At 62.2% G+C, this 13130-nt stretch carries 11 protein-coding genes; 5 read left to right on the top strand and 6 right to left on the bottom strand.

Going from position 1 to position 13130, the window contains the following annotated elements; genetic code table 11:
- Positions 1-12: 12 nt before the first annotated feature.
- The 4 genes from I5961_RS18450 (at position 13) to I5961_RS18435 (ending at position 4881) form a co-directional block, all read left to right on the top strand.
- Positions 13-726 carry a class I SAM-dependent methyltransferase gene (locus I5961_RS18450; protein ID WP_227232986.1) on the top strand — a complete coding sequence of 238 codons (714 nt, stop codon included), beginning with the start codon at positions 13-15 and terminating at the stop codon, positions 724-726.
- A gap of 108 nt (positions 727-834) precedes the next feature.
- Complete coding sequence (locus I5961_RS18445; RefSeq protein WP_011335117.1) at positions 835-1335, top strand: sigma-70 family RNA polymerase sigma factor; 501 nt, start codon at positions 835-837, stop codon at positions 1333-1335.
- A gap of 40 nt (positions 1336-1375) precedes the next feature.
- On the top strand, positions 1376-2359 hold the full coding sequence (locus I5961_RS18440) for a FecR family protein (protein ID WP_227232985.1): 984 nt from the start codon (positions 1376-1378) through the stop codon (positions 2357-2359).
- 98 nt (positions 2360-2457) lie between these two features.
- The gene (locus I5961_RS18435) at positions 2458-4881 is read left to right on the top strand and encodes a TonB-dependent siderophore receptor (protein WP_085700444.1); all 2424 of its coding nucleotides are present in this window, start codon (positions 2458-2460) and stop codon (positions 4879-4881) included.
- 65 nt (positions 4882-4946) lie between these two features.
- On the opposite strand, the gene I5961_RS18430 is transcribed toward I5961_RS18435, so the two are convergent.
- Positions 4947-6098, bottom strand: a complete 1152-nt coding sequence (locus I5961_RS18430) for an MFS transporter (RefSeq protein WP_227232984.1) — start codon at positions 6096-6098, stop codon at positions 4947-4949.
- A 195-nt stretch (positions 6099-6293) separates the two neighbouring features.
- Between I5961_RS18430 and I5961_RS18425 the strand changes: the two genes are divergently transcribed.
- Positions 6294-7286 (top strand): diaminopimelate epimerase, encoded by a 993-nt coding sequence (locus I5961_RS18425; protein ID WP_227232983.1) that lies wholly within the window; start codon positions 6294-6296, stop codon positions 7284-7286.
- 14 nt (positions 7287-7300) lie between these two features.
- On the opposite strand, the gene I5961_RS18420 is transcribed toward I5961_RS18425, so the two are convergent.
- From I5961_RS18420 to queD, 5 genes are all read right to left on the bottom strand, one after another.
- Complete coding sequence (locus I5961_RS18420; protein ID WP_227232982.1) at positions 7301-8872, bottom strand: glucan 1,4-alpha-maltotetraohydrolase domain-containing protein; 1572 nt, start codon at positions 8870-8872, stop codon at positions 7301-7303.
- 131 nt (positions 8873-9003) lie between these two features.
- Positions 9004-10245, bottom strand: coding sequence for a cytosine deaminase (gene codA / locus I5961_RS18415; protein ID WP_085705199.1), 1242 nt, complete (start codon positions 10243-10245; stop codon positions 9004-9006).
- A gap of 13 nt (positions 10246-10258) precedes the next feature.
- On the bottom strand, positions 10259-11530 hold the full coding sequence (codB, locus tag I5961_RS18410; protein WP_085700439.1) for a cytosine permease: 1272 nt from the start codon (positions 11528-11530) through the stop codon (positions 10259-10261).
- Positions 11531-11704: 174 nt separating this feature from the next.
- Entirely contained in the window at positions 11705-12517 is an 813-nt protein-coding gene (locus I5961_RS18405; protein WP_227232981.1) for an alpha/beta fold hydrolase, read from the bottom strand.
- Positions 12518-12727: 210 nt separating this feature from the next.
- Positions 12728-13084, bottom strand: a complete 357-nt coding sequence (gene queD, locus I5961_RS18400) for a 6-carboxytetrahydropterin synthase QueD (protein ID WP_085577504.1) — start codon at positions 13082-13084, stop codon at positions 12728-12730.
- Between the last annotated feature and the right edge of the window lie 46 nt (positions 13085-13130).

Here is a 13130-nt window from a genome sequence, read left to right as displayed (position 1 = left end):
AGGAAGGTTTCCATGGACAATCAAGCACTCAAGGCCTTGTTCGACCAGCAGTCAGCTGTATACGACAAACAGTGGAGCGGCATGGCGCCCTTGCGTGATGCCCTGTATTTACTGCTGGATTCCGTGTTCGCGGGCCTGCCGGCGAATGCCCGGATACTCTGCGTCGGCGTGGGCACCGGTGTGGAAATGGCGCATCTGGCGCAGCAGTTTCCCGGCTGGGAATTCACCGCAGTCGACCCTTCGGGCGCCATGCTCGACGTGTGCCGTCAGCGAGCGAAAGAGGGCGGTTTTCTCGCCCGTTGCCGGTTTCATGAAGGCTATCTCGATACGCTGACGGATGAATCCGGTTACGACGGTGCGACCTGTTTTCTGGTATCGCAGTTTTTGCTCGAGCCCCAGGCCCGTATCGACTTTTTCCATGAGATTGCCCGTCGTCTGCTGCCGGGCGGGGTTCTGGCGAATGCTGATCTTGCCTCTGACACCGCATCGCCGGCCTATGAAGCATTGCTGCGTCACTGGATGACGCTGATGGCATCGGCCCAGGTGCCGGCGCAAATGCTCGAGCGAGCGCGTCTGGCCTATGCCCGGGATGTGGCGATCCTGCCGGCGCCGCAAGTCGCCGGTCTGATCGAGTCGGCCGGGTTCGAGGCGCCGGTCCAGTTCTTTCAGGCGGGTTTGATGCACGGGTGGTTCTGCTCGCGCAAGGCAGAGATTAACGCGGGTTAGAGCGCTGGAGGGGTGGGGAAAACAGCTTCGTCGGCATTCCCGAGGAATACGTTGCTTCGGCTTAATAGGAAGCATTACTATTCACGCCCCTTTCCTCAGCGCGCCGCAATGATCCCCATGCTGCCCCGCAGACCCGGCTTTCTCGAGCATTACGAAGAGTTGATCGGCACCTGGACCCGTCGCCTGCGCAATCGCTCGCAGGCCGAGGATCTGGCGCACGACACCTTTGTGCGGGTGCTCGAATCCGATTCGTCGGCGGTGCAGCAACCCCGGGCGTATTTGCACCAGACGGCGCGCAACATCGCGGTGGATGGCTATCGGCGGGAGGACCGGCGGGGCGCCATGGAGTCGGAGGCGATCGATCTCAGTGAGTCGCCGACCGGCGATCCGGAGCATTACATGCATGCGATCCAGCTGGCCGATTCCATCGAACGCGCGCTCACGGAGCTTCCGGTCAACTGCCGACGGATTTTCGTCTGGCAGAAGATCGAGGGCCTGACCCAGGCGGAAATCGCCGAACGCCTGGGCCTGTCCAGGAACATGGTGGAAAAGTATATGATCCGCACCCTGCGGCATCTGCGTGATCGCCTGGACGGGGCGCAATCATGAGCCGTGGCGTCTTTTCATCCCCAGCCAAACAGGACATTCCATGACGGATACTCGTGATTGCGCGTGCGGGCAAACAACGGTGCGTGATGACGCGGCACGCTGGTTTGTGCGTTTGCAGGAGCCGGCCATCAGTGTCGACGAACAGCAGCGCTTCGACGCGTGGCTGAACCAGCATCCGCAGCACCGTGACGAATTCCAGTTGCTGCAAGGCTTGTGGACGGCGGCGGATCTGCTGCCGGCGCCACGGCTTAAAGCTTTGTGCGAAACCCCACCAGCGCGGCGCGAACGCCGTCCGTTGTTGCGTTATGCCGTGGCGGCCAGCGTGGTCGCGGTGGCGCTCGGGCTCGGTCTGTTCAGCGGTTTGAATCATCCGTCGGGTTACAGCGCTGAATTCGCCACCGCGCTCGGCGAGCGCAAGCATGTGGCGTTGCCGGACGGTTCAGTGATCGACCTCAACAGCCGCAGCCGTCTGCAGGTGCGTTTCGAGAAGGATCGCCGGCTCATCGAGCTGACCGAAGGCGAAGCGATGTTCAGCGTCGAGCACGACATTTCCCGCCCGTTCGTGGTCGAGGCCGGCAGCGGCAAGGTCACGGTCACCGGCACCCGCTTCGACGTGCGGCGTGACGTGACCCAGACCCGAGTCGCGGTGGAACAGGGCACGGTCAAGGTGCAGGGTCGTGATGCGGCGGATGCCGATTTCATCAGCCTGACCGCCGGCCTCGGCACGCGGATCGATGCCCGGGGCAAAGTGGCGCCAGCTTACGCGGTCAACCCGGCGGAACTGACGGCCTGGCGCAGCGGCAAACTGGTGTTCAACAACGCCAGCCTCAGCGAAGTCGCCGAGGAAGTGTCGCGTTATCGTGACAAGCCGCTGAAAGTCTCCAACCCCGCCGTGGCCAGTCTGCGCCTGACCAGCGTGTTCAAATCCGACAACACCGATGCCTTGCTCAAGGCCTTGCCGAGCATCCTTCCGGTGGCCGTGCGCACCCTTGCCGACGGCAGCCAGGAAATAATTTCAAAATAAAATTCAGGTTTTTTTCGAGTTCGTCGTCTTCCTGTTTAACTGCAACTGGTTTGCATTAACAGCCGCACACTTTTGCGATCCACAGGACTCCGTTCGACGTGAAAAACTCCACCACCAAAAACAAAAAATCCTCCTGGTTGCCGCTGGCGCTCGCGCTGGCGGTCAACGCCGCCGTGCCGATGGCTTTCGCCGCCGAAGCCATTCACATCCGTGCACAGCCGCTGGGGCAGGCCTTGAGCGAACTCGGTCAGCAAACGTCGTTGCAGGTGTTTTTCAGCCCGGACCTGGTCGCCGGCAAACAGGCGCCGGCGGTGGACGGCAATCTTTCTCCGGAGCAGGCCCTGCGCCAATTGCTGCAAGGCAGCGGTCTGGATTACCAGATCAATGAAGGCTCGGTGACCTTGTCGCCGGCCCCGACTTCCGCCGACAGCGGCCCGCTGGAGCTGGGCGTGACCGACATCAAAGTGGTCGGCGACTGGCTCGGCGACGCCGACGCCGCCGTGGTGCAGAACCACCCCGGCGCGCGTACGGTGATCCGTCGTGAAGCGATGGTCGAGCAGGGCGCGATGAACGTCGGCGACGTGCTGCGCCGCGTACCGGGCGTGCAGGTGCAGGAAGCCAACGGCACTGGCGGCAGCGATATTTCGCTGAACGTCGGCGTGCGGGGTTTGACGTCGCGTCTGTCGCCACGCTCCACCGTATTGATCGACGGCGTGCCGGCTGCATTTGCGCCGTATGGCCAGCCACAACTCTCGATGGCGCCGATTTCTTCCGGCAACCTCGACAGCATCGACGTGGTCCGAGGTGCCGGCTCGGTGCGTTACGGGCCGCAGAACGTCGGCGGCGTGATCAACTTCGTGACCCGCGCGATCCCGGAAAAAACCACCGGTGAAATCGGCACCACCCTGGAAACCTCGCAGCACGGTGGCTGGAAACACATCGACACCGCGTTCCTTGGCGGCACCGCCGACAACGGCATCGGCATGGCGCTGTTGTACTCGGGCGTCAACGGCAACGGTTACCGCGAGCGCAACAACGGCAACGACATCGACGACGTGATCCTCAAGACCCATTGGGCACCGACCGAGCAGGACGATTTCAGCCTCAACTTCCACTACTACGACGCCAGCGCCGACATGCCCGGCGGCCTGACGCAGAAGCAGTACGACGACAAACCGTTCCAGTCCGACCGCGACTACGATGGGTTCAGCGGCCGCCGCAAGGACGTGTCGTTCAAGTGGATCCGGCAGATCGACGAGCGCACCCAGGCGGAGGTGCTGACTTACTATTCCGACAGTTTTCGCGGCAGCACCATCGCCGCCCGCGATCAGAAAACCCTCAGCTCGTTCCCGCGTTCCTACTACACGCTGGGGATCGAGCCGCGTGTGTCCCGTGTGTTTGATGTCGGCCCGACCACCCAGGAAGTCAGCGTCGGTTACCGTTATTTGAAAGAGGCGATGCACGAGCAATCGAGCCGTCTGGCGCTGGTCAACAATGTGCCGGTGGTCACCAAAACTTCCGATGGTCACGTATTCCAGGACCGCACCGGCGGCACCGAGGCCAACTCGGTCTACATCGACAACAAGATCGACGTCGGCAACTGGACCGTGACCCCGGGCATTCGCTTCGAGCACATCAGCACCGACTGGCATGATCGCGCCGTGCTCGACACCGCCGGCAAACGCGTGCCGGAGAAAAACCGCAGCATCGAGAGCAACGAGCCGTTGCCGGCTCTGAGCGTGATGTATCACCTGTCCGATGCGTGGAAGCTGTTCGCCAACTACGAGACGTCGTTCGGCAGCCTGCAATACTTCCAGCTCGGCCAGGGCGGTTCGGGTGACCAGACCGCCAATGGTCTGGAACCGGAAAAAGCCAAGACCTACGAAATCGGTACGCGCTACAACGATGACGTGTGGGGCGGGGAAGTGACGCTGTTCTACATCGACTTCGATGACGAACTGCAATACATCAGCAATGACGTGGGCTGGACCAACCTCGGCGCGACCAAGCACCAGGGTATCGAAGCTTCGGTGCACTACGACATGGCGGCGCTCGATCCGCGCCTCGACGGCCTGACCGCCAACGCCGGCTTCACCTACACCCGCGCCACGTACGAAGGTGAGATTCCGGGCTTCAAGGGCCGCGATCTGCCGTTCTACTCGCGTCAGGTCGCCACCGTCGGCCTGCGTTACGACATCAACCGCTGGACCTACAACATCGACGGTTTTGCCCAGTCCAAACAGCGCTCGCCCGGCACCGGCGTGAATGCTGACGGCAGCTTCAATGGCAACTACATCACCGAAGGCACGGCGGATGGACAGTACGGCGATATTCCGGGCTACGTGACCTGGAACGTGCGCGGCGGCTATGACTTCGGTTCGCAGCTGTCGAACCTGAAGCTCGGCGCCGGTGTGAAGAACATCTTCGACAAGCAGTACTTCACCCGTTCCAGCGACAACAACTCGGGGATCTATGTGGGCACGCCGCGGACGTTCTTCGTGCAGGCCAGCGTAGGCTTCTGATCTGCATCGATTGTTCCCACGTCGAACCGTCTGCGTGGGAACGATCTGAACAGATCAGATCAGGCTCAGACCTTCAGCGCTTTCCCGCCAATCGCCACCGCCACCAGCAACGTCGCCATCAACCCGAAGGCAAAACTCAGGCTGCTGGCGTGGGCGACAAACCCGATCACCGCCGGCCCTGCCAGAATCCCTGCATAACCCAGTGTGGTGATTGCCGGCACGGCGATGCTTTCCGGCATCACCGTCTGTTTGCCCACCGCCGTGTACAGCACCGGCACGATGTTCGAACAGCCGGCACCGACCAGCGCATAACCGAGCAGTGCGGCTTGCCAGCCCGGGGCGAACGTCGCCAGAAACAATCCCGCCGCCGCCAGCAGACCGCCAAACAGAATGATCCGCGTCGCACCCAATGCCCGGACGATCCTGTCACCGGTCAAACGGCCGGCCGTCATGGTCAGCGCGAACGCTGCATAACCCAACCCCGCATAGGCAGTATCGATCCCGCGTTCCTGGGCCAGAAACACTGCGCTCCAGTCCAGCGCCGCGCCTTCGGTGAGGAACACGATGAAACACATGCCGCCGATGAACAGCACGATTCCGTGGGGCACCGCGAACGCCGGCCCCGAGCTTTCACTGCCGTAAGGCAACATGTGCGGGACGGCTTTGAACAGCGCCGCGATCAGCACCAGGACCACCACCAGCATCGCCGCCAGTGGCGACAGCCCCATGCCGAGCAGGGCGCTCACGCCCGCTGCACCGACGATCCCGCCGAGGCTGAACAGGCCGTGGAACCCCGACATCATGTTCTTGCCGCTGGCCCGCTCAACGATCACTGCTTGCAGGTTTACCGTCGAATCCACCGTGCCGAGCCCGGCACCGAACATGAACAACGTGGCGATCAGCGCCGGAATCGACGACACCGTCGCCAGCAACGGCAACGCCGCACAGATCAGCAGTGTGCCGCCGGTGGCCACTTTTTTGCAGCCAAACCGCGTGGCCAGAATCCCCGCCAGCGGCATCGCCAGAATCGAACCGACGCCCAGGCACAGCAGCAACAACCCCAGCGTGCCTTCATCGAGCCCGGCCCGCGCCTTGGCATACGGCACCAGCGGCGCCCACGCGGCGATGCCGAGTCCGGCAATGAAGAAGGCGATGCGCGTGGACATCTGTTCGAGGCGTCCGGGAACGAACGTGTCTTGAGGGGTGAGGCTGGTCATAACGATCCTTGGCAAAAAACGTTTCAGCAGCGGACATCCTTGCACAGCTCTTCTGTGGGAGCGAGCTTGCTCGCGATAGTGTCGTGTCAGTCGACGCTCATTGACGGATACACCGCCATCGCGAGCAAGCTCGCTCCCACAGGGAATTGCGTTTTACAGTGACGCCTTTGACAACTTGAAACCGAGGGGCGGTTCATGACGCAGTTCTACGATGCACGGGGCAATATCTACGGAGTGATTTCACCGAAGGCGCTGAGAGACTCGGGAATCGATCTGCCCGCCAGTGCCACGCAATGTGCCTTGTCTCGACAGGCGTGGAGCCGAGCCGCGATCGCTCTGTGTTGTGACTGGCCCGACGGTCAGCAACCTGCCGGCAGCAAGTCCCACCGCAGCGATGGTTTACTGATCGGTCCGTTCCAGTCCTCGCCACCCTTTGATCTGCTGATCGTCAACACCGACGGCACGCTGGCCGAGCGCAGCGGCAACGGCCTGACGATTTTTTCTCAGGCACTGCTTGAGCAGGGGCAGATGCCGCAGGAGGGCGCGACGATGCGGGTGCATCACGACAAACAGGATGCGCAGTCGCCCGTGTCGACCTCGGTGAAACCGGCGCAAGTGGCGGGCGTGCAAGGCTTCTGGCTTGATCTCGGGCAGCCCGATTTCGGCCCGGCGGCGGTTGGTGCGCTCGGCGTTGAACCGGTTCCGTTCAACGGTGCGCAGGTCAGCCGTGTTCGACCGTTGGCGCAACTCGATCCTGCCTGGGCACACAGCCAGTTCGTACGCATCGGCAATCCGCATTGCGTGACGCTGGTGCAGGACGAAGCCGCATTGCCGAGCAACGCACAGATGCTTGAATCGCCGCTGACGGACAGCCTGACCGCCATCGCCTACGCCATGCCCACCGGCGCCGGCCAGCCGTGCCCGGCCGGGGTCAACCTGCAATGGGCGATGCGCGCCGGGGATCAACGCATTGTGGCGCGGGTGTTCGAACGGGGCGAAGGCCCGACCGCTTCCTCAGGCACCAGCGCCAGTGCGGTGGCGAGCGCGGCGTGGCGGGTGGGCTGGGTGTCGGCGGGAGAAGTTCAGGTGGTGATGCCGGGCGGTACGGCGCCAATCCTGCTGGAGGAGCGCGACGGAGAACTGACCGGCGTGCGTCTGTTCGGCACCGCAGTGCGCGACGAAAAATAGCTGCAACCTCAAGATCAGAAGCGCCCGACGGTGTCGTTCACGGCACCGCTGGTGAATGCGTTATTCGCGCCGGCCTGCCAATACACCGCCGCCTGAGTCTGGCCACGCACGATGCACTTCCACTCGAGTTTTTGCTGACCCGGCACCTCAACCCTGGCGCTCCAGCGGTTATTGGCCAATGTCAGTGCTAGCGCATGCTGCGGGTCCCATGCCCCGAACTCCAGCGATGAACCCGCTGCATAGACGCTTTCGCCCGGTTGCGGATTGGCGTTGTCGCAATGCACGTTGACTGCCACCGTCGCAGGTTCGACAGGGCCGGTCCAGATCCGGATATCGCCGTTATCCCAGCTCAATGTCGGCGTGCCCAGGCCCTGTGGCAGCTGCTGCAGATCGGATTTCAGGGCGATCACCAATGTGCCGCGCACGCCCTGTGTGGTGGCGACCAGCCCCTTATAGGCGGTGTTGAAGCGAACCGGCGAATCCGCGCGGACACCGGCGGCCTTGCGCAGTTTGATCAATTCCCGGATCAGTTGATCGCGCTGCCAGTCGTACATGTGCGGCCAGTACACGGTCGGTGTGCCGGGACTGCTGAGGATGTAGGCGTAAGCAAGATTGACCTGAGGATCGGGCAACGCCCAATGATGCTGGCCGCCGTAGGCGCCAGGTGAGTAACCGGTATCGTGGTTGTCGACGAAGGTTACTGCGATTGCGCGCCAGGCGGGATCCGGATTGCCATTCAAACCGTGGCGCCAATCGGCGAGTGAGCCGTTCTGCATGCGCTCCTTCAGGGCAAAATCGAACACTGTGCAATGCGAGCGATCCGACCAGTCCTTGAGCACATCCTGCCAGCTTGCACTGCGTCGCCAATCGCCCTGCAGGTATTCGTCGGGGCCTTTCCAGTTTTCGCCGACGCAGAACTGCTGGTTGCCGAAGGCGTTCATCCAGCGATCCACCGTTTCCGGTGCATAACCACGGACGAAGTCAAAGCGCAGGCCTTCAGCACCATAGTTATCGCGCAAGTTGCTGAATTCTTTTTTGAAGGCGTCGAAGACTGTTGGGTGAGCGGTGTTCAGATCCGCGGCGCCATCCATGAACGCGTCGCCTTCGTCACATTGCGCGCAGTCATGCCGCCACTCATTGCTCCCACGGGGGAACATGGAATAGGCCGCTTGGTCGCTCATGTGATTGGGCACCACGTCGTAGACGACTTTTACTCCGGCATTCTTCAGAGCTGACGCCGCCGCCTTGAGTTGCTGATCGCTGCCATATTCGCTGTTCTTGTCGAAGTTGCTCCAGAAATAGCCTTCGCCACCACCGGAAGTCTGAGCCTGGCTGTTGGACCAGCTTGATTTATCCATCCAGGGTGGCGGGAACCAGACAAGGGTGAATCCATCTTTGCCAATGGTCGTCGCCTGTTGCGCAAGTACCGAATACCAAGGTGTTTGATTGCGGCTTGAGTTCCAGTGAAAGCCCTGCAACAGGATTTCTTCACCGCTGCCGTTGCGAACGCCAGCCATCGCCGCTGCCGTTGTGGCGATCATCAGGCAGACAGCGAAGCTCAGGCGAAATGGTGAAGTCCCTTTCATAGTCGTCCCCCCGGGAACGATGGATCCCTTGGGGCTTACTGTGAGCCGGCTCGCAGCAGTTGTCGCCTGTCAGATCTGACAGGCTGGCGCTAACCTTTCGCGATAAAACCGCTGCGAACCATAACCGCTGCTCAACCCTCCATGAACTCCACCACCGGCATCTGCCGTTTCATCAGCACCTTGCCGTTGCGGATCGAATACAGCGGCAGGCCCTGACTGCGGATCACTTCGTAGTCACTGTCCGCCGAGAGGATCAGCAGGTTGGCCGGGCGGCCCTGTTCCAGACCGTAGCGTTCACCGAGGTGCATGGCTTTGGCGCTGTTGTCGGTGACCAGATCCAGCGCGCTTTGCAGGTTGCGGTAGCCGAGCATGTGGCAGATGTGCAGGCCGGCTTCGAGCACCCGCAGGATGTTGCCGTTGCCCAGCGGATACCACGGATCGACGATCGAGTCCTGACCGAAGCAGACGTTCATCCCGGCTTCGAGCAGTTCGTTGACGCGAGTCACGCCCCGGCGTTTCGGGAAGTTGTCGAAGCGCCCTTGCAGGTGAATGCTTTCGGTCGGGCAGGAGACAAAACTGATCCCCGAATGCCCGAGCAGGCGGAACAGTTTGGCGCAGTAGGCGTTGTCGTAGGAGCCCATCGCGGTGGTGTGGCTGGCGGTCACGAGCGCGCCCATGTCGCGGCTGCGAGCTTCTTCGGCCAGCACCTCGAGGAAGCGCGAATGCGGGTCGTCGGTTTCGTCGCAGTGCACGTCCACCAGACAGCCGGTGCGCTCGGCCAGGTCCATCAGGAATTTCACCGAGCTGACGCCCTGATCGCGGGTGTACTCGAAATGCGGAATCCCGCCGACCACGTCCGCGCCCATGCGGATCGCTTCTTCCATCAGTTCGCGGCCATTGCTGAACGACTCGATGCCTTCCTGTGGGAACGCGACGATTTGCAGGTCGATCAGATGACGACTTTCCTCGCGCACTTCGAGCATCGCCTTGAGTGCGGTGAGTTGCGGGTCGGTGACGTCGACGTGGGTGCGCACGTGCTGGATGCCGTGGGCGGCCAACGTCTGAATGGTTTTCCTGGCGCGGGTTTTGGTGTCTTCCTGGGTGATGGTGACCTTGCGTTCGCCCCAGCATTCGATGCCTTCGAACAGCGTGCCGCTCATGTTCCAGCGCGGCTCGCCGGCGGTCAGGGTGGCGTCGAGGTGGATGTGCGGCTCGACGAAGGGCGGCACCACCAGATTGCCGCCGGCGTCGAGGTCGTCGGGGCCCAGGGTCGGCGCTTCGGTCTGGCGCGCGATGCTGCGGATCAGGCCGTCTTCAAGGTGCAATTCGTGCAGACCTTCCTGGTTGCGCAGTCGGGCGTTGATGATGTGCATCGGGCGAATCCTTTTATAGATCTTGTAGAGGGGCGGCCGCGTTGCGGGCGCCGAGCAGGCCGGTCACTGCGATATACGTTAACGCGGCAACGGCGATCCCGACCAGCGGCGCGACCCACGGCGAGCCGAACGCCGCGACGGTTCCGGCCGCGTAAGCCGCGAGCCCCGGCCAGTTGAACGCCGGTAACCGTGCGTCGGCCAGACGCGGATAACGTCCGCGCCAGCGGAAGAAAAAGTCGGCCATGATCACGCCGCCAATCGGCGGGATCACCGTGCCGAGCAGGATCAGATAAGGCACCAGCATGTCGTACATGCCCAGCAGCGCGAGCACCGTGCCAATCACCGCGCCGGCCAGGGTCACGGTCTTGCGGCGACCGGTGCGCAGCAGGTTGCAACCGGCGACGGCGAAGTTGTAGATGGTGTTGTCCTGGGTGCTCCAGATGTTCAGCAACAGCATTGCCATCGCCGCCATGGCGAAGCCCTGCAACAGCAGCACTTCGACCACGTCGGGTTGTTGATAGACGATTGCGCCATAGGCACCGATCAGCACCATCAGGCCGTTACCGATGAAAAAACCGATCAGGCTGGCCAGCACCGCGACCCGCGCCGAACGGGAAAAACGCGTCCAGTTGGTGGCCTGGGTCGCACCGCTGACGAAGGTGCCGAACACCAGCGTGATGGCGGTCGACCAGTCCAGCGAACCGCTGGGTACGACGCTGAGCAATCCGTCGAGGCCACCGACTTTCACCGTGGCGACCCACATCGACAGCATCAGCAGCAACATCATCGCCGGCACCGCGATGTACGACAGGATCTCCAGCCCGCGATAACCGACATACGCCGTGGCGCAGAACACCAGACCGAACAGCACCATCAGCCCCAGCACCGTACCTTCGTTCAGATCAAAATATTTGCCGAGCACCACGGCGGCTGTCGCGGTGCCCCAGGCGTACCAGCCGATCTGGGTGAACCCGAGGATCAGGTCGCTGAGCTTGCTGCCGACTTCGCCAAAGCAGAAGCGTCCCATCAGCACCGAATTCAGGCCGCTCTTGAAGGCGATGTATCCGAGGCCTGCGGCGTACACGCCGAGCAGCAGGTTGCCGATGACGATGACGGCGAGCATCTCGCCGAAGTTGAACGCCACGCCGAGCTTGCCGCCGGCAAACATGGTCGCGGTGAAAAAGGTGAAGCCGAGCAGCACCATCGCCGTGGAGGCCAGGCCTTTGCGCGCGTGCATCGGCACTTCGCTGAGGGGGTAATCGTTGCCGGGATCGTTTTGCGTCATGGGGCGTTCCTTGCTGGAAAGGGGAGGACGCGAAGAGGTTGCAGCGGTCGTGCCATACGCGATGTTGCGGGTATTTATAGACGAGACACGGGTGATCGGCGCGAAAGCAGTGCATGGGGCGTCCTGCCGAACCATGTGGGAGCAGGGCTGTTCCCACAGGCGCGCGCAATGGGGTCAGAGGAACCGCAGCAGGGCGGCAACAATGGCTTCAGGCGCATCCTCCTGCACCAGGTGCCCGGCATTCGGGATCGGGTGAAACTGCGATCCGGGAATCAGCTTGTGCAACTCGCGCCCGCGTTCGATGGGAATCCACTGATCCTCTTCACCCCAGAGAATCTGCACCGGGCAGCGGATCGTCGGGTACAGCGGCTGCGCTTCCAGCGTGTAGCGCTGATCCATCTGCGCGATCTGCCGGTAGAACGCCGCTTGCCCCGGATCGCCCAGCCACGGTTGTACGTAGGGCGCCAGTTCATCATCCGGAATGTCCCGGTGAATCGCCCCGCGAATATAGGTCGGGACAATGGCGCGCTGGATGTAATCCGGCAGGCCACTGAATGCCGCTTCATGCTGGCGCACGTGCTGTACGAACGGCGAACCCCACGGCGTCAGCGCCACCGGGTCGATCAGGGTCAGGCTGCGGAAATCCTTGCCGTTGAGCAGATGCGCGCGCAGCACGGTGGCGCCGCCGAAGTCGTGGGCGACCACGTCCGGGCGTTGCAGATTCCAGTGATCCAGTAACCGCACGAGCAATTCGTTCTGCACGCCGAGGGAGACATCGGCGTCCGGTTGCTCGGATTGCCCGTAGCCCAGCAGGTCGAAGTAGTGCACGCGGTGCGTGGCGAAAAAGTGCGGCGCGATGCGGTGCCACACGTAAGAAGAGAAGGGCGTGCCGTGCACGAACACCAGCGGCGGGCCGTCGCCGCGCACCCCGTGGCGAATCTGTCGCCCGTTGAAGTCAAAGACCTGATCCAGCAGCCAGTCCGTCATGGGCCTGTCCTCTTGGCGGTTTCGAGCCAAAAAGCATAGGCGTAAAAAAACAGCCTCGGGGGCTGTTATTCAAACACTGAGGCGCCTTCTATCCCTGTGGGAGCGAGCTTGCTCGCGAAGGCGCCGTGTCAGGCAACACTTGCTTCACTGGCAAACCGCTATCGCGAGCAAGCTCGCTCCCACAGGGCTTTTCGGCGACTTCAGGATCGGTTACTCGCCGCGATAGATGCAGCCGCTGGTGCAGGTCTCGTGGATGCGGATCGCACTGAGTTCCGGCAGCAGGGGCTTCAATTCATTCCAGATGAATTTGGCCAGCACCTCGCTGGTCGGGTTCTCGAGACCCGGAATGTCGTTCAGGTAGTTGTGATCCAGTCGCTCGTACAGCGGCTTGAAAATCGCCTTGATCTCGGAGAAATCACGGATCCAGCCGGTGTGCGGGTCGATGTCGCCGCTCAGGTGAATCGCCACTTTGAACGAGTGACCATGCAGGCGTCCGCACTTGTGGCCGTCCGGTACGTGGGGCAGGCGGTGGGCGGATTCGAAAGTGAACTCTTTGAAAATTTCCACAGTGATTTCAGCTCTGTTCAGATGGCGTTCGCCGCAGCGAATTCGG

This window comes from Pseudomonas sp. IAC-BECa141 (genome assembly GCF_020544405.1).
GTDB lineage: Bacteria > Pseudomonadota > Gammaproteobacteria > Pseudomonadales > Pseudomonadaceae > Aquipseudomonas.
This window is presented reverse-complemented; position numbering and strand designations above follow the sequence as displayed.

Excerpts from the sequence above, each read along its gene's own strand:
- I5961_RS18450 (WP_227232986.1), top strand. The coding sequence starts at position 13 with ATGGACAATCAAGCACTCAAGGCCTTGTTCGACCAGCAGTCAGCTGTA.
- I5961_RS18445 (WP_011335117.1), top strand. The coding sequence starts at position 835 with ATGATCCCCATGCTGCCCCGCAGACCCGGCTTTCTCGAGCATTACGAA.
- I5961_RS18440 (WP_227232985.1), top strand. The coding sequence starts at position 1,376 with ATGACGGATACTCGTGATTGCGCGTGCGGGCAAACAACGGTGCGTGAT.
- I5961_RS18430 (WP_227232984.1), bottom strand. The coding sequence starts at position 6,098 with ATGACCAGCCTCACCCCTCAAGACACGTTCGTTCCCGGACGCCTCGAA.
- I5961_RS18425 (WP_227232983.1), top strand. The coding sequence starts at position 6,294 with ATGACGCAGTTCTACGATGCACGGGGCAATATCTACGGAGTGATTTCA.
- I5961_RS18420 (WP_227232982.1), bottom strand. The coding sequence starts at position 8,872 with ATGAAAGGGACTTCACCATTTCGCCTGAGCTTCGCTGTCTGCCTGATG.
- codA (WP_085705199.1), bottom strand. The coding sequence starts at position 10,245 with ATGCACATCATCAACGCCCGACTGCGCAACCAGGAAGGTCTGCACGAA.
- codB (WP_085700439.1), bottom strand. The coding sequence starts at position 11,530 with ATGACGCAAAACGATCCCGGCAACGATTACCCCCTCAGCGAAGTGCCG.
- I5961_RS18405 (WP_227232981.1), bottom strand. The coding sequence starts at position 12,517 with ATGACGGACTGGCTGCTGGATCAGGTCTTTGACTTCAACGGGCGACAG.